At 45.6% G+C, this 22,108-nt stretch carries 15 protein-coding genes; 7 read left to right on the top strand and 8 right to left on the bottom strand.

Features of this window, described 5'->3' with window-relative positions:
• Positions 1-23: 23 nt before the first annotated feature.
• The 5 genes from R3P39_RS01595 to R3P39_RS01575 form a co-directional block, all read right to left on the bottom strand.
• Positions 24-1,976 carry a methyl-accepting chemotaxis protein gene (locus R3P39_RS01595; protein ID WP_336565261.1) on the bottom strand — a complete coding sequence of 651 codons (1,953 nt, stop codon included), beginning with the start codon at positions 1,974-1,976 and terminating at the stop codon, positions 24-26.
• Between the two features lie 139 nt (positions 1,977-2,115).
• A complete protein-coding gene (locus R3P39_RS01590) occupies positions 2,116-3,444 on the bottom strand; it encodes a sigma-54-dependent transcriptional regulator (protein WP_336565260.1) in 1,329 nt (442 codons plus the stop codon).
• 13 nt (positions 3,445-3,457) lie between these two features.
• Positions 3,458-3,961: a hypothetical protein gene (locus R3P39_RS01585; RefSeq protein WP_336565259.1), complete on the bottom strand. Its 504-nt coding sequence runs from the start codon at positions 3,959-3,961 to the stop codon at positions 3,458-3,460.
• Complete coding sequence (locus tag R3P39_RS01580; RefSeq protein WP_336565258.1) at positions 3,958-5,328, bottom strand: HAMP domain-containing sensor histidine kinase; 1,371 nt, start codon at positions 5,326-5,328, stop codon at positions 3,958-3,960. The genes R3P39_RS01585 and R3P39_RS01580 overlap by 4 nt, the downstream gene beginning before the upstream one ends.
• 284 nt (positions 5,329-5,612) lie before the next feature.
• Complete coding sequence (locus R3P39_RS01575) at positions 5,613-6,215, bottom strand: hypothetical protein (RefSeq protein ID WP_336565257.1); 603 nt, start codon at positions 6,213-6,215, stop codon at positions 5,613-5,615.
• 146 nt (positions 6,216-6,361) lie between these two features.
• On the opposite strand from R3P39_RS01575, the gene R3P39_RS01570 reads away from it, so the two are divergent.
• From R3P39_RS01570 to R3P39_RS01540, 7 genes are all read left to right on the top strand, one after another.
• Entirely contained in the window at positions 6,362-6,721 is a 360-nt protein-coding gene (locus R3P39_RS01570; protein ID WP_336565256.1) for a hypothetical protein, read from the top strand.
• A gap of 119 nt (positions 6,722-6,840) precedes the next feature.
• Positions 6,841-7,314: a DUF411 domain-containing protein gene (locus R3P39_RS01565; RefSeq protein WP_336565255.1), complete on the top strand. Its 474-nt coding sequence runs from the start codon at positions 6,841-6,843 to the stop codon at positions 7,312-7,314.
• Complete coding sequence (locus R3P39_RS01560) at positions 7,314-8,630, top strand: TolC family protein (RefSeq protein WP_336565254.1); 1,317 nt, start codon at positions 7,314-7,316, stop codon at positions 8,628-8,630. Before R3P39_RS01565 ends, R3P39_RS01560 begins: the two co-directional genes overlap by 1 nt.
• Positions 8,623-10,353 (top strand): efflux RND transporter periplasmic adaptor subunit, encoded by a 1,731-nt coding sequence (locus R3P39_RS01555; RefSeq protein ID WP_336565253.1) that lies wholly within the window; start codon positions 8,623-8,625, stop codon positions 10,351-10,353. The genes R3P39_RS01560 and R3P39_RS01555 overlap by 8 nt, the downstream gene beginning before the upstream one ends.
• Positions 10,354-10,363: 10 nt before the next feature.
• Entirely contained in the window at positions 10,364-13,480 is a 3,117-nt protein-coding gene (locus R3P39_RS01550) for an efflux RND transporter permease subunit (RefSeq protein ID WP_336565252.1), read from the top strand.
• Between the two features lie 146 nt (positions 13,481-13,626).
• Entirely contained in the window at positions 13,627-14,274 is a 648-nt protein-coding gene (locus tag R3P39_RS01545; RefSeq protein WP_336565251.1) for a hypothetical protein, read from the top strand.
• A gap of 180 nt (positions 14,275-14,454) precedes the next feature.
• Entirely contained in the window at positions 14,455-16,632 is a 2,178-nt protein-coding gene (locus R3P39_RS01540) for an OsmC domain/YcaO domain-containing protein (RefSeq protein ID WP_336565250.1), read from the top strand.
• Between the two features lie 267 nt (positions 16,633-16,899).
• On the opposite strand, the gene R3P39_RS01535 is transcribed toward R3P39_RS01540, so the two are convergent.
• From R3P39_RS01535 to R3P39_RS01525, 3 genes are read right to left on the bottom strand one after another with little or no spacing between them, the layout of a single operon-like run.
• A complete protein-coding gene (locus R3P39_RS01535) occupies positions 16,900-17,361 on the bottom strand; it encodes a hypothetical protein (RefSeq protein ID WP_336565249.1) in 462 nt (153 codons plus the stop codon).
• 9 nt (positions 17,362-17,370) lie between these two features.
• The gene (locus R3P39_RS01530; protein WP_336565248.1) at positions 17,371-18,027 is read right to left on the bottom strand and encodes a hypothetical protein; all 657 of its coding nucleotides are present in this window, start codon (positions 18,025-18,027) and stop codon (positions 17,371-17,373) included.
• Positions 18,017-21,883, bottom strand: coding sequence for a TOMM system kinase/cyclase fusion protein (locus R3P39_RS01525; RefSeq protein ID WP_336565247.1), 3,867 nt, complete (start codon positions 21,881-21,883; stop codon positions 18,017-18,019). Before R3P39_RS01525 ends, R3P39_RS01530 begins: the two co-directional genes overlap by 11 nt.
• Positions 21,884-22,108 lie beyond the last annotated feature (225 nt).

Raw genomic sequence — 22,108 nt, 5'->3', positions numbered from 1 at the left:
ACCGCTACAGAGCGCTCAGGTGATTATTCAATATCAAAGCGGCCAACTAATCTTTCTAAATCTTTAGCTAAGCTCACCAGTTGCTCTGCGCCGGCGTTTAAGGCAGCGGTTTCATCGCCTACTTGTTGCGCCGAGCTGTCTACCGAGGCAATTAGTTCTCGTGTTTGGCCGGCATTATCACCTTGCAGTGAAGCTTGATCAGCAATATTAGATATTGCTGACTTAATGCGAGACACGGCATCGGCAATATCCGCAAAGGCTTGCTGTGCACTTTGCGACTCTGTAATGGTGGATTCGGATTCCGTGACGCTGGACGTCATTTGTTCCGATACTTTGCGTGTTTGTGAAATTAAATTGGTCAGTACTTGCTCAATTTCTTGAGTGGCGTCATGAGAGCGCTGGGCTAAAGTTCTGACTTCGTCGGCTACTACCGCGAAACCACGCCCTTGCTCACCAGCTCGAGCCGCCTCAATGGCCGCATTTAAAGCGAGCAAATTGGTTTGCTCTGCAATGGCACGGATGACACCGAGTATATTGGTGATATCTTGGCTTTCTGTTTCTAGCTGACTCATAGCACTGGCCGACTCCGCCAAAGAATTATTCAACCTGGCGACTTGCTCAACGGTACTTTCTATGGTGCTGTTGCCGCGTTTAGCGTGATCATCGGCGCTCATCACATCTTCTAAGGTTTGTTTACAGCTGTCGCTAATTTCAACGGCGAGTTGCTCTACCGTAGCGGTTGTGGAGGCGGCATTGTTGGAGTTGTCCGCTTGCGTTGCGCACTGAGCTTGAATATCACTGATGCTGCGCTGCGAATCCAACGCGGCACCATTGAGGGTGACGGCGTTGTTCTGGATATCTTTAACCAAGACATTGATGGAATCAAGAAATTTATTAAACCAAGTTGCTAATTCACCAATTTCGTCTTTGGTCACCACTTGCAAGCGCTTGGATAAATTGCCTTCCCCTTGAGCGATTTCTTTTAAGCCTTCCGATACCATTTCTATGGGCTCGACTATTTTGTTAGCCAGTACCACAGCAATCACCACAAACAGCAATAACATGACAATAGCAATAACGACGATGCTAATGGTCATGTCGTAGGCTGAAGCTAATATTTCTTCTTCATCAATAACCGCAATAAATCTCCAGCCAAGCTCTTTAGATTCATAGATTTTAGCGTCATAAGTTTTATCATCGGTTTCTATGGTTAAGTAAGGCTCGTTATTGTAGCTCTTAATGGCTTGGTAAAGAGGGCTGGTTAACTTGTTTATATTTTTAAAGTTATTATTTTTGTTTTTAGGGTCGGCCAACACGGTGCCATCGCCATCCAGTAAGATCAGATAACCGGACTCGCCAAGCTTAATGCTGCTAACGATGTCGGTGAGTGTCGACAGGGTAACGTCTAATGATTGTACGCCAATGAATTGGCCATTGCGTTTGATGCCGGTGGCCACAGAGACCATGGCTTGTCCTGTAACGCCTTGATAAGGTTCGGTTAAAATAACTTCATTAGGCTGCTTCGAGGCTTTTTGGTACCAAGGCCGCTTTCTTGGGTCATAGCCTCCTAATGGTTCTGCAGGATACTGAATAAACCCGCCATTTTCTGTGCCCAAGTAGACAAATAACAGCTCTTCATGGGTTTTACCAAAGGCGCTGTAAAGTTCGAAAATGCTGGTCTCTGATGGCCCATTACTGAGTGGGGTCATGGGCTTTTCGCTGCCAAAATAGGTGGTTGTATTGTCTGCGACATTAACCACGGCTTGGCTTTGGGCTAAAAAGCGGGCATTTTTTTGCATTTGATCAAAAAACAACACAAAAGACCGTTCAGCTTGCCTTATTTCATTCCCAGAGGCCTCTAAAAACTTGGCTAAGGAATCGCTTTTGGTCTGTGAGATGCTCACAAAGGAGATCGCAATAATGGGAATAATGACCGTAAGAACAAAGCTGATAATGAGCTTTTTGCGCATTTTCATATAGTTAAACCCCTAGCCAGTGCTTTTATTATTGATATTATTTTTTAATTGCTGCGCGCCGCAATGCGGCAATGCAGAGAAATTAACCAGTATTAGCCACCACAAAGTTATTGTAACAAATACTGGTCACTTGTTAGTTTTAGCACTGAATCTCGTGTTTTTTAAGTAATTTATAAAAATCAGAGCGATTTCTTTGCGCCAGCTTCGCTGCTTCAGAGACATTTCCCTGACAAAGTGCTAACACTTTTTGAATATAATCGTACTCAAATTGCCGCTTGGCTTCATTGAGCCCGGTAAAGGCATTGCTTGAGCCATCGTTAGGCAGGGCTTTTTGTGCAATGTCGGCGGTAATTACCTTGCCGGGGGTGATAGCAATACAATGCTCTACCACATTATGAAGTTGACGAATATTACCCGGCCAATGGTAGTTGAGCAGCGCCGTAATGCTTTGTTGATTAAACTGCTTTTCTCCTTCACTGAGGGAAGCAAGGAAGCGGCTTGCTAATAGGGGAATGTCTTCAACTCGCTCGCGTAAACTGGGGATGGTCACTGAGACAACATTTAACCGATAAAATAAATCTTCGCGAAATAACTTATCTGCTACGGCCGTTTGAATATCCTTATGACTGGCAGAAACAAAGCGAACATTTACTTTTTCTTCGTTTTGGCTGCCTACCGGCCTTACGGTTTTTTCTTGTAGCACGCGTAATAACTTAACTTGTAGGTCAAGGGGCATATCGCCGATTTCATCTAGGAATAAGGTGCCGCCATCGGCTGCTTTTACCAGTCCCTCCTTATCGCTCACGGCGCCTGTGAACGCCCCTTTTTTATGGCCAAATAGTTCAGATTCCAGCAGTTGAGCGGGCATCGCTCCGCAGTTTATTGCGATGAAAGGGCCTTGCGCTTGGTTACTGGCCAAGTGGATTGCCTTGGCGGTAACTTCTTTACCCGTGCCGCTTTCACCTTGGATTAGAATATTGGCATTGCTACTAGCCAGGGCTTGGATTTGCTGTACTAACTGACGCATGGCGCTACTTTGGAATAACAGGCCATGGAAGTTGTTGGGATCGGACTGCTGGCTCGCCGCGCTTTTGCCAGCTAAGGCTTCATTGATGACGTCGAGCATTTTTTGGCTGTCGATTGGCTTGGTTAAAAAGCTGACAAAACCTTGCTGCATGGCATCAACAGCATCGGGAATGGAACCGTGCGCGGTCATCATGATCACAGGCATACCGGTGTATGACTGTTTTATTTTTTCATTCAGTTCAAAGCCATCCATGTGCGCCATTTTTAAGTCAGTGATCACTAAGTCGATGGCCATTTGTTGTAATATATTGAGCGCCTGAGTGCCACGGTGGGCGACCTCAACCTCATAATCATGACTTTCTAAGCGTATCGCAAGCAGTTCGGTTAATGCGGTATCGTCATCCACCAATAACAAACGGGCTTTTGGGCTGTTGTGCGTCATTCTTTCCTCCACCTTAGAGATCGCTTTCTAGGCGTTGTTTTTCAATATTTGCCAACTTTTGTTTTAATTCACTGAGCTGTTTTTGGGTTTGCAGTAACTGTTGCTGATGTTGCTTTGCCGCATTATTGGAATAGTAGTTGTCGATTTTTTGTGCACGCAATTGCTCTGTGTGCCAAGCAAGTGCATCGAACCACACCAGGTACTCATCTGGCCAAGTATGTTGTTGCTTGGTGTTTGCGATGAGCTTAAGCTGAGCGGTGGTTGAGTCGGTACCGCAGTAGCGACGAATAAATTGTTGCAGTTGTTGAGCGCCTTTAAAGTGGGCGCCGATAATAGCTTCGTTGCTGTCCTCACAACGCTCTAACTGCGCGTTAATCACAGTTGCCAGCGGGGCATAATAAGTTCCTTGATGGGATTTGATGGGACCGACAAACTCGCCACTTAGGTGAGCCTGTTTAGGGCTGGATTGGCAACCCAATAATGCCGTTATCAATAGACCTAAAATCAGTAATTTCATGACGTTTTCCTCGTTGGGAAAGTAACTTGAATACAAGCACCATGGCGCACGTTGAGCCAAGTTACGGTTCCTTTTAATTGTTTTACGCACTCAGATACGATGGCTAAACCTAGGCCACTGCCGTTAACGGTTTTGTTATTGCTGCCACGTACAAAGGGCTGAAACATGGCTTGCGCTTGACTGCTGTCGATACCCGCACCATCATCATGCACTAGCATGGAAAACTGTTGCTGCGATTGTTTTATTTCAACATCAATTTTGCTGTTGGCGTGCTCAATCGCATTATTAATAAGCTGAGTTAACACTAATTTGCAAGGCAGATAGGGCAGCTTGCAATGATCATCAATATGCCAATTAAGATGCACTTGACGTTGTTGGATTTTATCTTCGAGGTGGCTGAGTAACTCGGCTTTAATCTCGCTTAACTGTGCCTGGTGATGCAAGCTGTCTGGGTGACTGGCGGCACTGTAACTGAGTAAGTCGTCAATTAAACTGCCTAGTTTAGTCACGGCATCGGCCATAATGGTGATAATACGCTGCTGCTTTTGATTTACGGGCCCCAATAAGCTACTACCAAGCAAACTACTGCCTTCGTTTAAGGACGCCAGCGGGGTTTTTAATTCATGGGTAACATGGCGTAAAAAGGTCTCTTTTTGCTGTTGCACCCGTTTCAATTCAAGGCGTAACCAATTGAGTCGGTCATTCAATTGCCCCAGCTCAAAACTGCCCTTGAGCTCTACGGTTTTATCTAGATTGCCTTTTCCCACTTCAGCCACCGCAGCACCGACTTGATTAAGTTGTTGGCAAATACGGTGAATAAGAAAAACACTGATGGCCACCAAAGTGGGGAGTAGTAGTACTAAGCCAAACACAAACACGGTTTGCAGCTCTGAGAAGCGGCTTTCCTGCTGAGCCAAGCGCGTTTTAAGACTTTGCTGGAAATTAGGCTCTTGTTGATTGAGCAAAGAAATGAGCTGCTGCAAGTTTGTGGCTGTTGCTGGTTTGGTGAGATCCTGTGTTATGGATTGCTGTAACTTGGCAACAACGCTGGAACTTGGCAGGCTTTGTTGTAAAGAGCGTAAGCGAGTTTGGGTATTTTGCCATTTTTGTTCAATGCTTTGCTCAAGCGCTTCGCTTTGTAACAATTCATTGTTCTGAAGGGCTTTTTCGATGGCAATAACATCCCCTTTAATGGCATTAAACTCCAAGATCAGCCGTTGATTATGGTTGTAGACTGCTTGGGTTTGTTGTTGGTTTTGCGACAATGCTTGAGCGTACCATAGGGTTAAGGTCAGGATAGGCAACACGCCAATGAACATGGCAATCAGTGCTTGTTTTTGTAATGACTGTGAGAAAATCTTGTTCATTGCACTCTTTTCCTATCCTTAACGACCTTTGAGGCGCAGCGCTGTTGGCGTTTAACCTAATGTCGCTATTTAGCAACAGCATGGCTTAATCGGCCCTTAACCGGGCTGCCGCTTAATAGGCAACCTTAATAATAGAGTTCTGTTTTTAAAGGTTTTTCTCGTTTTAGAATGGAAGGCAGCCCTGTGAAAACGCTTGAGCTGCTCGCTGCACAGAGTGAATGTTTGACTCAATTGAAATGGCGAAGCAAAAGCTTGGTTAACCCAAGCTTTTGATAACTAATACTTTACAGTGAAAATTGATAACTCAAGGTTAGGCTGGCTTGGTACTGGCTCATTATTTCGTTATCAAAATGCCAGCTACAGGTGTTATCGGTCTCGGGGTCGAGATCGCAGGTCACCTTGGAATTATTTTTTAAGATGGTGGCAATCCAGCGCGCCTCTGTGCCTATGTGGAACCCGGCGCCAAGATTATACTCCAGCCCAGCATATAAGCCTGAAGCGAAAAAGGTATCGGACTCAATAAAGTTAGGTGATAGGCGGTTAATACCCAGCTGGGCGCCAAAATAGCCAGTAAGGTTCTCTGTGATAGGGCTCATGGCTGCGCTTTGAAACAGCAGGTATTCCATTTCCACCTTGCGGGTTGGGTAGTCGCTCAACGCCGTTTCAGTTTTGGAGTAATACAAGCCATAACGGCCTTCAGGCACGTATTTATCAATGCTTAGTCCAAGGTGACTGTCATTATCCAGTGCATAGGTTTGCTTGCGACTGGTTTCAATGTCGCTACTGCCCATGGTGCCACCATAAATAGAGAGGCCATACTCGTCAGCAGATGCTGGCTGAGAGAGTGTCAACGCAACCGCTATCGCAGGTAGGATGAAACGTTTCATAAATCTTTTCCTTAAGTCGTCAAATGCTATAACGCGGCTATTGTAACAAGGTTGACGTTGAAAATAATCCCTCAAAGACCTTTACGTGCTTGCATTTACGGCATGAGCTTTTTATCATTAATAGTGTTATCGTTAGGAATTGAACCTTGAAAGCCATTATTCACCTTGTTATCACAGTACTGATTGTAGCGCTGATGAGTGGACCGAGTGCCGCTGCGTCTATGGCTGCCTGTGACACTCATGGTGAGGCTCATCAAGCATCCAGTCAGCAAATGCACGAAACCGTGACTACTGAGATGATGAATATGGATTGTTGCGATCCCGATAACCCTAGCCAATGTGCTGATTGCACTTGCCCAACTCACATGTGCTCCTCCAGTGTGGCGGCATTTTCACCTGGTAACGGCATAATGGCATTAAACCAGCAAAGCGAACAATCAAATTTCGCTTCAGGGCAACTAGCTCAGCGTCCAGACTCATTATTCAGACCCCCTATACACAGCTAATCTCAGGATAGATCCGTCCATTCAATTTGGTTTTACTACACATTTCATGTGTACGTTTTTATTGATAATCAATGATTTAGCTGCTCTTAGTGATATTGAGCAGCACTGATGAGGTTACTGTGAAAAAACTCGTTCTATTTACTTTGTTGTGGCTTGTAAGCCTCATGGCGCAAGCAAACCAAGAAATTACTTTGCAAGTGTACAAATCTCCTACCTGTGGCTGCTGTGAGCTGTGGCTAAACCATTTACAGGCACAGAAAATTCAGTATCAAGCCACCGACCTCGACTATTTGGGTTCGCTAAAAAACAAATATGGCATTCGCCATAATTATCAGTCGTGCCACACCGCCGTCTCTAAAGGCGGTTTTATCTTTGAAGGTCACGTACCCGCAAAATTCATTAAACAGTTTTTAGCGAACGAAAGTCTCACCGCCAATAAAGACATATTGGGGTTAAGTGTCCCTGCCATGCCAGTGGGTACGCCCGGTATGGAAATCGGTGATCGCTTTATGCCATACCAAATTTTATTACTGAAAAAAGACGGCAGCCACCAAGTGTTTGCTGAAATTAACCGCTACGAGGAGCAGTTTTGATGCAGGTAAAGTCTTTATTTGTTATGGCTGCTGTAATGGCTGCCACTGCGCAGGCTAAAGTCACCTCTTTAGAGCAAGCAATCGCCACGGCAATAGCAAACGATCCTTGGTTGCGTTCAAGTCAGCACCGTGAATCGGCATTCACGGCAAAAAGCAAAGCGGCGCTGAGCTACTCAGATCCGAAAATGTCATTAGCAGTCATGAACTTGCCAGTAGATAGCTGGGAGCTTAACCAAGAGCCAATGACGCAACTTAAAGTGGGTGTCACACAAATGCTGCCTCGTGGCGACAGCTTAGCAATAAAAAGCGAGCAGTTGCGACTGGAAGCCAGCAAGCAGCCGCTGCTGCAGCAACAACGTGTGGCGCAAATTGAGCGTGAAGTATCGCTATTGTGGTTGGATATTGTGCATGCCAATAACACCTTAGCGCTGATAGAGCGTGACAGTGTGTTGTTCGAGCAAATGGTGGACATTGCCAATGCCAGTTACTCCAGTGCGGTGGGCACAACACGGCAGCAAGATGTTATTCGTGCCCAGCTGGAGGTAGTGCAGCTTGATGATAAAAAAGCCCTTGCTTATCAAAAGCTGAATACGGCAAAAGCCAAGCTTGGGCAATGGTTAATGGACGATAACCTCAATCTGCAACAGGCCACCATCGATGACAATGCCCTAATGGCATTACCTATGCTGCGCTCAGCTGCACCTAAATTAATGCAAACCTACCCTATCGATAAGCAAGCCCTCACGGCACAAATTAACCAGCACCCTGCGGTGTTATTAGCCGATGTGGATAGCAAAAAAGCCAAGCAAGAAGTGGCAATGAAAGAGCAGGCTTACCAACCTCAGTTTGCTGTTAATGCCAGTTATGCCTATCGTGATGATGCACCTGTAACCGGCTCCAGAGCGGACTTTTTTAGTGTGGGTGTCACCTTTGACATGCCGCTTTTCTTAGAGAAAAGGCAAGACCCTTTAAAAGCCGCTGCCGTTGCCGAGCTTGAAGCCAGTAAAACCCAGCGCTTTTTGGTGTTAAAGCAATTATTTTCTGGCCTAAACAGTGAAATACAAACGGTAAAGCGATTGCAACAACGCCAAACCCTATATCGCGATAACATTATAGCGCAAAGCGCTGAGCAAGCAGAGGCCGCCCTCAGCGCTTACACCAACGACGATGGCGACTTTGCTGAAGTGGTGAGAGCGCGCATTGCCAAGTTAAATGCTGAGCTATCAGCCCTGGCTATCGATATCGCCTTACTTAAAGCCGTTGCTCGCAGCAACTATTACCTAGCTCAAGTTAAAAAGGACAGCCACCATGAATAACCGTTTAGTATTAATGTTAGTTGCCGTGAGTACCTTGATTGCTGGGGTGATCATTGGCATGAATTTATCGAGCAGCTCTGCTGGTGCTGCAAGTGACGAGAGCGCGGATGCCCAGGAACCGCTGTACTGGGTTGCCCCAATGGATCCAAATTATCGTCGAGATAAGCCCGGCAAGTCACCCATGGGAATGGACTTAGTCCCAGTCTATGAAGAGCAAAGTAAAGGCGATGACTACGGCCAAGGGGTAGTGGAGATAAACCCTGCGGTTGAAAACAACATGGGGGTGCGCACCACCACCGCAGAATTAGCTGACATGGAAAAGCGTATTCGTACCGTGGGCTACGTGCAATACAACGAAGACAGCTTAGTGCACATTCACCCGCGTGTTGAAGGTTGGATAGAAAAGCTCTACGTCAAAGCAGCTGGAGATCCGGTTCAGCAAGGAGAACCCCTGTATACTCTGTATTCTCCGCAACTTGTCAACGCGCAAGAAGAGTACTTAATTGCTCGCAAGCGCCAAAACCAAGCCTTGATTAATGCAGCCAAAGAGCGCTTAGTGGCATTGCAACTGAGCGAGAGCTTTATCGAGAAATTAAAGCAAAGTGGCGAGGTGAATCAAACCATTACTTTTTATGCACGGCAATCTGGCGTCATTGATGCCTTGCAAGTTCGTGAGGGCTTTTACGTCAAACCAGGCACAACCTTAATGAGTATCGCGCAACTCGATGAAATTTGGGTTGAAGCAGACGTATTTGAGCGCGATGCCATGGCCATTACTGAAGGTTTGCCTGTGACCATGCAACTGGACTTTTTACCAGGTAGAAAGTGGCAGGGCAAGGTGGATTACATTTATCCGTCATTAAATGAAAAAACACGCACGTTGCGTGTTCGCCTTAGGTTTAGCAATAGCGATGGCAAGCTTAAGCCCAATATGTTTGCGCAAGTTTCCATTGCAACCCAGCCCCGCGAAAATGTACTGCAGGTACCAACGCAAGCGGTGATCCGAACTGCCAAGCAAAACCGTGTGGTGGTCGAACTGGAACCTGGGTTGTTTAAATCTGTGGCTGTGGAGCTTGGGCAGATCAGCGAAGATCGCGTTGAGATCTTAAACGGTATTAATGCCGGAGATACCATTGTTACCTCGGCGCATTTCTTAATTGATTCGCAATCGAGCATTTCGTCTGACTTTATGCGCATGGCTGCCGACACAGAGCCTAACTCAGTGTGGATTGAGGGGGAAATCACCAGCATGGATTATGACAGTCGCACTGCCACCATTGACCATAAACCGGTGCCTGAATGGCAATGGCCAGAGATGGTAATGGACTTTGCTGTAGCCGATGAGGTTGACATTGAAGCTCTTAAACCGGGGCAAACCTTGCACTTTGAAACCACCAAACAAGACGACGGCGGCATAGTGTTGACCGGTATTCATATTATGTCTGAGCCGACTCCTTTTGATGAGCTTCCTTCGGCTACTGTGGGTGGGGTCATTAATGCCATTGATAGCGAAACTCGTGTGCTTAATATTTCGCGTGAAGCCATTCCTAAGTGGGATCGCCCAGCAACAACCATGGACTTTGTGGCGGCGGATGAGCTGGACCTCAGTGCCTTACATAAAGACATGGCCGTCACCTTCACTTTTGTGGTTGGCGATGAATTCATCGTCACAGAAATAACACCACAAGCGCAGATGAACCACGATATGCATTCAGGCCACTAGGAGTAAAGTAATGATCCAAGCAATTATACGCTGGTCAGTATACAACCGCTTCTTTGTGGTGCTACTGACCTTGATGCTGGTTGGAGCGGGGCTATTCACATTAAAGAACACCCCAGTGGATGCCATTCCCGACCTATCGGATGTGCAGGTCATCGTGAAAACACCGTATCCCGGACAAGCACCTCAAGTGGTGCAAGATCAAGTCACCTTTCCGCTAACTACGGCGATGTTATCCGTACCTGGGGCGAAAACGGTGAGAGGCTACTCCTTTTTTGGTGACTCGTATGTGTATGTGATTTTTGATGACGACACCGATTTATATTGGGCACGGAGCCGAGTATTAGAGTACCTAAGCCAAGTGGCACCGCAGCTGCCTGATGCTGCTAAGCCTCAGCTTGGACCTGATGCCACTGGGGTGGGCTGGGTGTATTTATATGCGCTGGTGGATAAAACCGGTCAGCACGACATCAGCCAGCTGCGCAGCCTACAAGATTGGTTTTTAAAGTTTGAACTGCAATCGGTACCTGGGGTATCAGAAGTGGCCCCCATTGGTGGCATGGTTAAGCAGTATCAGGTGCAGGTCGACCCTAACAAGCTGCGAGCCTATGGCATTCCTCTTGCCCATGTACAACAAGCGCTGCAGCGTGGTAACCAAGAGTCTGGTGCCTCTGTGATTGAAATGGCGGAGGCCGAATACATGGTCACCAGCACAGGTTACATTCAAAGTGTTGCTGACATCAAAGCCATTCCATTAGGCCAAGCCATTCAAGGTACGCCACTTACCATCGCCGATGTTGCCAGCGTCAATATAGGCCCGCAAATGCGCCGTGGTATTGCTGAGCTAAACGGCGAAGGCGAAGTGGTCGGTGGCGTTGTGGTGATGCGCTTTGGTGAAAATGCCCAAAAAACCATTGATGGTGTGAAGCAAAAGCTTAACGAGCTGGAAAAAGGACTGCCTGATGGCGTTGAAGTGGTCACCGTTTACGACCGCTCTGAGCTGATCAGCAATGCAATCGATAATTTGTGGTCAAAACTCTTAGAGGAGCTGGCCGTAGTCGCGCTGGTATGCGTGGTGTTCTTATTCCATATTCGCTCTTCCATTGTGGCTGTGGTGACTTTGCCGCTGGGGATTTTGGTCGCTTTTATTATCATGTATTTTCAAGGCGTTAATGCCAATATCATGTCGTTAGGCGGTATCGCTATTGCCATTGGCGCGATGACTGACGGCGCTATTGTGATGATCGAAAACATGCACAAACACATGGAAAAAACGCCGCTGAATAATGAAAACCGCTGGCAGCTGGTGGCCAAGTCCGCCTCTGAAGTGGGCCCGGCATTGTTCTTTAGTTTATTGATCATTACCGTCAGCTTTCTACCTGTGTTTATTTTAGAAGCGCAAGAAGGCCGCATGTTTGCGCCATTAGCCTACACCAAAACCTACGCCATGGCGGCGTCGGCTGGATTGGCCATTACCTTGATCCCAGTCCTGATGGGCTATTTTATTCGCGGTAAAGTGCTGCCTGAACACAAAAACCCAGTGAATCGACTGCTGGTTGCCATATACACGCCTATTCTTAGGCAAGTACTGCGCTTCCCGAAATTTACTTTGCTCGGCGCTGTGGTAGTAACGGTGGTGGGCTTTTATCCGGTTGATAAAATTGGCAGTGAGTTTATTCCACCTTTAGATGAGGGCGACTTAATGTATATGCCCACGACTTACCCGAGCATTTCCATCGGTAAGGCGCGGGAGCTATTGCAGCAAACCGATAAACTGATTGCCACGGTTCCCGAGGTAAAAAACGTCTTTGGTAAAATTGGTCGAGCGGAAACCGCAACGGATCCGGCACCGCTGACCATGATAGAAACCTTTATTCAGTTAAAGCCAAAATCACAGTGGCGTGAGGGCATGACCACGGCAAAATTAAAAGCCGAGCTAGATGAGCTAGTGCAATTCCCCGGTTTAACCAATGCTTGGGTGATGCCAATTAAAACCCGTATTGATATGTTAGCGACGGGGATAAAAACCCCTGTAGGGATTAAGGTGGCGGGTCCCAACTTAGATACCATTCAAGAGATTGGCCAGCAACTGGAGCAAATCTTAGCGGACGTTGAAGGCACCGCGTCGGTGTATTCTGAGCGAGTCGCAGGGGGGCGCTACATTAAAGTTGACATTAATCGCGCCCAAGCGGCTCGTTTTGGTCTCAACATTGCCGACGTGCAGCAGGTGGTTGCCACTGCAATTGGAGGGATGGACGTCACACAAACCATTGAAGGACAAGAGCGGTATCCGGTGAGTTTGCGCTATCCACAAGATCTTCGTGACTCGCCAGAAGCCTTAAAAGCGCTGCCGATTGTCACCGAGCAGGGGTTGAATATTACCCTTGGTGATGTGGCATCCGTGTACATTGAAAATGGCCCGCCAGGGATCAAAAGTGAGAACGCCCGCATCAACGGTTGGACCTTTATTGATTTGGACGGCGTCGATGTTGGCAGCTACGTCGATAACGCCAAGCAAGTATTGGCTGAGCAGCTGGAGTTACCAGCAGGGTACTCCATTACTTGGGCGGGCCAGTACGAATACATGGAGCGGGCCAAAGCCAAGCTCAGCTACGTAGTACCACTCACCCTTGGCATCATCATCGTGCTGCTATACATGAGCTTTAGAAGCTTTACCGAAGTGGCGGTGATCATGCTGACCTTACCAATGGCGATGATTGGTGGTTTGTGGTTGCTGTATTTAGAAGGCTTCAACTTCTCCGTTGCAGTGGGGGTTGGCTTTATTGCTCTTGCCGGCGTGGCGGTAGAGATAGGCGTGATCATGTTGGTGTATTTAAATCAAGCCATTGATGAGCTCAAGCAAAAGCAGCAAAGTCTAACCGTGGCGGCACTGAATGGCGCTATCTTGACTGGCGCTGGCAAACGTATTCGTCCGGTAATGATGACCGTTGCCACCATTATTATTGGCTTGCTGCCCATCCTCTACGGCACCGGCACCGGCTCTGAGGTCATGAGCCGAATTGCCGCACCTATGGTTGGTGGCATGGCCAGTGCACTCGTGCTCACCTTAATTGTGTTACCTGCACTTTATAGTCTAATTAGTCGTTGGCGGCATAAAGCGGCAAGCTAATGCAGCTATATTGGTAAACCCTTGCCCCAATGTCGAAAGTCATTGGGGCAAGGGTTGGCGTTTTATCTGTAAATGGGCCAAAGGTATACTCTACCTTTGGCCCACTTATTGCTACAAAAATACTGGTGAAACAACAAGGAACCAGTATGAATATAGCACCTACTTCCCCCTCAGCATTTATCAATGATAACGCCTTGGCGCCTGAAAAGAGCATTAACAACAAAGACTTCTCATTGGCCATAACATCAAGCGAAGGCGCTTACATGAAAGCCGCAAAAGCAGCTCAAGGCGATACGCCCGAAAGTCATATCAATTCCTATTTAATGCCATATTACGAAGAGGCAAAAAAGCTCGCTCACCAATCTATGGTGGGCTCTGGCAAGACCGTGGGTACTCGGGAGTATAATATTGAACTATATCGAGAAATGATGGGCAACATAATGGAAATACCCATCGACGTTGAAATCACAGCCGATGAAATGAACCAAGCGGTGTTATTTAACCACCTTGGCTTAGACTTTAAGGAATATAAAACCTTACAGGCGCGCTCTGAGCTATTGGGGATGCTAAAACAAGAAATAATGGAAGATGGCAAGTTACTGCGCTCAGACAAAGACAAATTAGAATCACTGATTGCAGACGCCCAAAAGCGTCTTGAAAAGGCGCAAGAAGCGCTCTTAGCAGGCGAAGACATTACCGAGTACATGCAGCAAAGCCGCCGAGCAATTAACGATGGCTTCGAACAGTTAGGACTTGGCAAAGTGCACCCCAGAGATAGGATTGCTTCGATGTAAGTGACTCCCTTTATGGCTTTTTGTGTTTGCGCATGTTATTTGGCGCGAGGGGCTCTTATATTGTGGCCAGCTTGCGCCATTACTTAACTGTAAACTAGCATTATCGAAACTAGCATTGGCGTGGCCATCCATCCTCAAGTACAATTAGCGTTTTCGATTGCAACACACCGGACTTTTCCAATGGAAATCAAAGTAAATTACCTCGACAATCTCAGAATTGATGCCAAATTTGACGACTTTTCTGTCATTGCAGATCAGCCAATTCGCTATAAAGGCGACGGCTCAGCGCCAAGCCCGTTTGACTATTTCTTAGCTTCTTCAGCACTTTGCGCAGCTTACTTTGTAAAGGTGTACTGTAATGCCCGCGATATTCCAACCGACGGTATTCGCGTGGCGCAGAACAACATTGTTGATCCGGAAAACCGTTACAATCAAATCTTCAAAATTCAGGTAGAGCTCCCGGAAAGTATCTCTGATAAAGACCGTCAGGGAATTTTGCGTTCCATCGACCGCTGTACCGTTAAAAAAGTGGTCCAAACCGGCCCTGAATTTCAGGTAGAAGCGGTAGAGAGCATTGATGACGACGCTCAAGCGATGCTGATGGTCGACACCAACGAGAACGATAACACCTTTATTTTAGGTAAAGATTTACCGCTCGAGCAAACCATTGCCAACATGACCCAGATCTTGGCCGATTTAGGCATGAAAATCGAAGTGGCTTCGTGGCGTAACATAGTGCCTCACGTTTGGTCGTTACATATTCGTGATGCTGCTTCGCCAATGTGCTTTACCAATGGCAAGGGCGCAACCAAGGAAAGTGCACTGTGCTCGGCATTGGGCGAATTTATCGAGCGCTTAAACTGTAACTTCTTTTACAACGATCAGTTCTTTGGCGAAGAAATCGCTAACGCAGAGTTTGTGCATTACCCCAATGAAAAGTGGTTTAAGCCAGGCGCAGACGATGCCTTACCGTCTGGAATTTTAGATGAGTACACCCGTGAAATTTACGACCCAGAAGGCGAGTTACGCGGCTCACACCTGATTGATACTAACTCAGGTAATATTGAGCGTGGTATTTGCTCCATTCCTTACACTCGCCACTCCGACGGTGAAACCGTGTATTTCCCATCCAACCTCATTGAAAACTTGTTCCTAAGTAATGGTATGAGTGCCGGTAATAATTTGTTTGAAGCGAAAGTACAGTGTTTATCTGAGATCTTTGAGCGGGCGGTGAAAAAGCAAATTATCGAACAAGAAATTGTGCTGCCAGATGTACCTGAGTCGGTGTTGGCGAAATTCCCGGGCATTGTTGAAGGCATTAAGGGCTTAGAAGAACAAGGCTTTCCTGTGGTAGTGAAAGATGCCTCATTGGGCGGTCAATTCCCTGTGATGTGTGTGACGTTAATGAACCCGAAAACCGGTGGCGTGTTTGCCTCATTTGGTGCTCACCCAAGCTTTGAGGTAGCACTGGAGCGCAGTCTAACCGAGTTGTTACAAGGCCGCAGCTTCGAAGGCTTAAACGATGTGCCTAAGCCCACGTTTAACAGCATGGCGGTATCGGAACCAGAGAACTTTGTTGAACACTTTATTGATTCAACCGGGGTGATCTCATGGCGCTTTTTCAGTGCTAAACACGACTATGATTTTGTTGAGTGGGACTTTAGCGGCAGCAACGAAGAAGAGTGTGACAAGCTCTTTGGCATTCTAAAAGACTTAGGAAAAGAAGCCTATGTGGCCGAATTTACCGGTTTAGGGGTGGCGTGCAGAATTTTAGTGCCGGGCTACTCAGAAGTGTACCCTGCGGAAGACTTAATTTGGGATAACACCAATAAAGCATTGCAATACCGTGAAGACATTCTCAATATTCACTCCCTCGATGACGAAGCGCTGTTTAATTTAGTGGAGCGTTTGGAAGAAAGTCAGCTCGATAACTACATCGATATTATTACCCTAATCGGTGTGGAGTTTGATGAAAACACCGTGTGGGGTCAGCTTACCATTCTAGAGCTTAAGATCTTAATCTATTTGGCACTAGGCGACATTGAAGCGGCCATTGAACTGGTGGAAACCTTCTTACAGTTTAACGATAACACGGTTGAACGTGGCCTATTCTATCAAGCCATGCACGCCACGTTGGAAGTGGCTTTGGATGAAGAGCTTGAAATAGAAGACTATATCCATAATTTTACGCGTATGTTTGGACAAGAGGTGATGGATGCCGTGATTGGCTCCATTAATGGCGATGTGCGTTTTTATGGCCTGACTCCAACCAATATGCAACTTGAAGGGTTGGATAAACACCTACGCTTGATTGATAGCTATAAGAAGCTTCATGCGGCGCGAGGAAAGTTAGCCTAAAAAGCCTCTACAAACATTAAGCATAGTCTTAAAGTGAAAATAGGGCCTAATATAGGCCCTATCTTTATTATTTAACCTGAGCATGGGGTAAAAAGTTAATCAATCAACTAAAATCCATAAGCTCAAAATTATATTGTCAATCTAGCTAGAAGTTATTGCCTAAGAAAAAGCAAGTTAGTGCGTCAATAGCCGGCCTCAGCATGCAAATTTAACGCAGTAGTAGGGTATAACAGCTGCTAGAGAGCAAGTTGTTATACCGAGTTCTGATCACTTAGTCTTAAGCTTTACGATCTCTTCTTTGATATCAGCAAGGACCGACTCAAGCGCATTTTCGTAGCCGTCTTTTTTCTCAATTAGCGAAGCAATCGTATTTGCTTGCTCATCGCTTACGCCATAAGCTTTTGCCGCGCCATCACGAATACCATTTTCGTTTGATACAAATACACTTCTCAGCGCTTCGTTTTGTACTAGGGCATCTAGTAGGTGTAAAACTGGAGCTGGGCTATGGTGATCTGGGTTCACAACGACTTTTGATGGAGCTGCATGAGCATCAAGCTCAAGTTTGATTGCAGCCAAAAGAGATTGGCCGTCATCACTTTTTCTAAAAGCATCCTGTGTTTGCTCACTGATGTTAAACGCTTTGAACAGTACATTTTCATTGTTAACAAAGCTATTTAACATTGCTTTATTGCTCGTAATTTCACTAAGCAGTTTAAGTAAGTTACTCATCTTTTTTCCTTATCTGAGAATGAATTCAATAGACCAAGCTATTGAATTTGTGTGGTTTATGGTTAGACAGTGCATAAGTCGTGTATTAAAAATAAATAAATCTTTTGGCTCTACTAGTAGAGACTGTTTGTTTTCAATATATCTTTCAACGATATTTGTTTTCACTTTTATAAAGTGGCCCATATGGCTATGAGGAAAATTACCAAGTTCATGAGTATTAGGGATCAGTTCAAAATTGCAGGCTCGATCTTCGGTGATAGGGAGCCAGCAATGAGGGTAGCCATGGGGGATTTCTTGTGCTGGACCATCCTGATGAAAGCCCGTAAAGCCCTTGATCAGACGCTCTGGATACCAAGCTAATAGGGTTGCATCTTTTTCTATTATGTAGTCATTACGATAGATCTCTCTAATAATATGATCTATTTTAGTTTTTATTTTATCTTCTATATAGTTCAACAGGTCGTCGGATTTATACCCTCTTGGGCTGTAGGAGTTAAATTTTGCATTATCAACTTCATGCAGTTTAGCTAACTCTTCAATGTTATAAATTAAACCCTCACTCTTTTTAATGACATTTTTTGCGATTACTTTTAATTCATCGAATTCATCGTCATTAAAGAAGTTTTTAATATGTATATAACCGTTCTTTACATAGTTATGCCTCATGATCTAACTCCTTTTCAAAGCAGCTTAACTTTCCTTGCATCACTTTTTCATTAGACTCATGACACCAAGTTAATGCCTTATTTAAAATCTCTTTCGCTTTTATTCGCTTGTTACGGTTAGCTAAAATATCCACATACATACACATATAAAGACTCAACCATTGAGTTTGTCCTGTGTCTAATAATACATTGATAGACTTTTCTAGGCTTTCTTCATCTTGAGAAATAAAAGCATGCGGTATATCTAGGTACATGGAAAAGTGGGCCAAGTCAGGGTGGTTACTAAGTAGTGTTGACATTTGCTCCGTACAGTTTGAAATAAAGCTTTTATCATTTAATAGATATCCGCAGATTGCACCGTAACCTAGCGACATGAGTTCACTAATTGGGCTTTGAGCATTTTTACTAATAGCTATTGCTATTTCTATTGATGTCTTTGCCATAGGGTTGATAGTGGCAGCTTCTAGCGCAGCCTTTATCATATAGAGAAAGGTTTTGCTTGAAAAACCATACTCAAGCGGTGACTGGTCGACAAAGTGACCACCATCGTACTGAAAAATAGAGAGTGCTTTGTTGATAAATTGCTCGCACTCTTTTATTTTGCCATCAAGCAGGAAACAGTTTGCAACCTGAACATATGAGACTAGTTTTTGGTCATCTGAATAATTTAAGACGTTTGCATTATTTCCCTCTGATAAAGCAAGGCTCAATGCTTTTTCCCGATTAGAGGTCATATGGTAGTAAGTCATTATTGACCAGTTAATGTGGTGGATGTAATGAGTTAGCTCACTGGGTATCGCTCCCTCATTAAAATTAGATAAAAGCGCTTGATTATAAGAAGATAATGATAATATTTCGGCGCTACCTGAACCTTCAAGTGCAACAAGACAACTGATTTTAAGACAGTTGATTTTTATAAACAGTAAAAAGTTAGCCTCAATGTCTTTTTGAGAAACTTTTACTTTACACCTCAGCAATAGTTCATAAGCGAGTTTGTAAGAGCCGATACTTGAATATGACTGGGCAATTTTATACCCATATTCAGCGCTCTGAACATATTGTTCAGATGAACTATAATGGTTGTAAAGCTCAGATATATATTCATCAGTGTCATACAAAGCAATGAGCTTTTCGGCGATATGAGCGTGAGTCTGAACTTGCTCTTTTTTTGCCAATGAATTGTAAGCGGCATCCCTTACTAAAGCGTGCTTAAAAATATAACTGTCATTATCAACACGACGTTGGTGAACGATAAGGTCATTGGCCATCAACTCATGCAAATCATTTTGGATTTGGCTTTCGCTTAACGGTGAAGCGGCTACCAGCAAGTCGTATTCAAACTCGCGACCTATGGTTGCAGCAAGCTGGGCGGTTTCTTTGGCGTGAGTTAAGTTGTCTAACTTTTGTTGCAATGATTCGCGCAAGCTGCTCGGCACTTGGTCAAGTTTGTCTGGCGTTAAAAAGTCAACGATGCCACCTTTATCTCCCACTAGTGCTTTTTGTTTCAGCATGTTGACCAGCTCTTCGATAAACAGCGGTATGCCATCGGTGCGACTGAGCAGCACCTGGAGTAATTGCGATGATAGTTGGTGGCCGTCAAACAAGTTAATAATAAACTCTTCGGTGGCTTGCTCTGTGAGTTTTTTTAAGCAGACATCCACTAGAGTGAGGTCTTGCAGCTGACTGGGTACGGCTTGCCTCGATGTGCTTAGCAGCACATTGCCGCAGCTTAACTCTGCTGCGAAATACTTTAAAAAGTCTAATGTGGTGCTGTCTGCCCAGTGGATGTCTTCAATAATACAGAGTTTGAACTGGCTTAAGCCGTGGCGATCCGATAAGAGTAACGCAGTAAGGCCCTGAAATAAGGCTTGCTTTTGCTCTTCTGGGGGCAACGATGACGGCTCGATGTCTTCATTCAGCTCTATATTAAGCCATATCAGCAGCACTGGGAGGACTTTGGCAGTATCGATAGAGTGTGCGTGACTCTGGAGTATCTCACCAAATAAGGTGCTTGACGAGTGCGCATCAAGTGATTCGGTATTAAACAGGTATTTTACCAACGTCAACATAGGGTAGAGCGCGTTGTTTTGATGTTCAGGTAAACACTGCGCAACCAAATGCTGATAGTGCGAAGCATGGGCCCGTATTTCTTGCAACAACCTTGATTTTCCTATGCCGGCTTCACCATGAATGTGCGCAATGCTTGTGGTGTCGGTCACTTGCGTATTTACTAATGAAAGCGTACGCTCGAGCTCATTTTGGCGGCCAATGAGCTTGTTGTGGCTTTTGGTGCCACGCATAAAGCCAAAGGCCTCAACGCGGCGCTCCCCTTTTAAGTTATATACTGGCGTTAGTGCGAACATAGGCGGGATCTGCAGTTGGCCATAGAGGTTAAACTCGGAGTAGGGGTCGAGTAATGAGCGTGACTCTGCACTACATAAGATTTGCCGCTCGCCAGCTTCTCTCGCCAGTGCAGTGGCAATATTGGCATGGTATCCCTCCGGAACCGCGTTAGCATAGGTAATAAAGACGCCGGTATGAATACCAATGTGGGCGTTTATTGTCACGCCGTGCGCTTCTTGCATGAGGGCGTTGCGTTTGGCCAGTTCGCTGACCATTTCCAGAGCGGTTCGCGCCGACAGCCGGGCATCGTTTTCGCTGCTAAGCGGATAACCAAAGTAAAATAAGCTGCTATCGGCAAGGTTACCCACATGATAAGCGCCATAGCGAGTGGCAATATCAATAAAGTGATTGCGTTGTGACTTGTAAATGGTATCGATAACATCGAAATCTTTGTCACTATTGTCTAGTGTTTTTACACTGAGTCGTAACGCCAACACGGTGAGCTGTTTGCGCTCTGTGAGGGCGGTGTATTCCGAAATAGCTCGGTGCTCAGGGTCGTCATCACGCAGCATCACTGTGGTTTCATCATAGCCATGCTGAGCCTTAACATCCTTAAGTACACCAACTAAGTTTGCGACATTCATTTTAGCCAGTTCGGCAAACACTTCTGGTGCACTAATAACACGCTCTAAAGCACTTTTGTTAAGTACCCTGCGCAGTAACCCCGCCAGTGGATGGCCAAGCAGGGCGCTTGGGATCGCAATATGCACATCGCTTAATTGCTGGTGATAAATCGACGCCACACTTGAGCCGGTAACCGCTGGCACGCCTGTTAAACATTCTAAAAACACTAAGCCCCAGACATATAAATCGGATTTAGCGGAAGCGGGCTCTCCGCGTAACTGCTCTGGTGCACTGTACGAGGGGGTTCCTAGGGTTTCTTGGGTAAGCGTTAGGGTTTCAAAGTCATGTTGGCGACTTTCTTGGGCAAAGGTGCCAATACCAAAGTCGAGAATTTTGGCATAGGTTTTGGCGCCTGAGCGACTTAGCATGATGTTAGTGGGTTTTATGTCGCGGTGGATCACCCCTCGTTGATGCGCGTGGATCAGGGCATCGAGCACTTGCAGCATGATATCGGTGGCTTGAACGGCATCCATGGCACTGTCTTGACTCAATACGTCTCTGAGAGTTTGACCTTCAACGAACTCAAATACCCCATACATTAGCTCATCGGTTAATTGTCCTTTATCTAATAATCGTACGATATTGGGGTGATTAAGCTGGCTACAAAGTAGGGTTTCTCTGTTAAATCGCTCAACATAACGCTGTTTTTTGGTCGCTTCTAGCTGTGGTTCTAACGCTAAAAATTTCAGAGCCACCGCTTGCCCGGTATTTATTTGGCGCGCTTTAAATACTTTACCAAATCCACCTTCACCAACCTTTTCAAGGAGTTGGTACTTGTCAGATTGAAAAGACTCAAGGATATACTGGTCCGAGAAATGCGTCAGAGACATACGATCACTAATTCTTACTTTTTGTTAACAGTATAGGGTAATTGGATTGTAAATAGTTGTCTAGTATGAGAATTTTTAATATTAACAAAAAATAAACAGTGTCTGTTTTTTATTTGTACAAATTAGCGGCTAATTTATTGAAAAAGGTACAAAAGCTCATTTGGTGAATATTTCGTGACAGCTGCTTGTAATGCAGTGTAATACCCGCTGTTTCAGGCTTGTGTC

Source organism: Pseudoalteromonas sp. UG3-2 (genome assembly GCF_037120705.1).
Taxonomy (GTDB): Bacteria; Pseudomonadota; Gammaproteobacteria; order Enterobacterales; family Alteromonadaceae; genus Pseudoalteromonas.
Note: the sequence above shows the minus strand (reverse complement) of the source record. Positions and strands in the feature narration are given on the sequence as shown.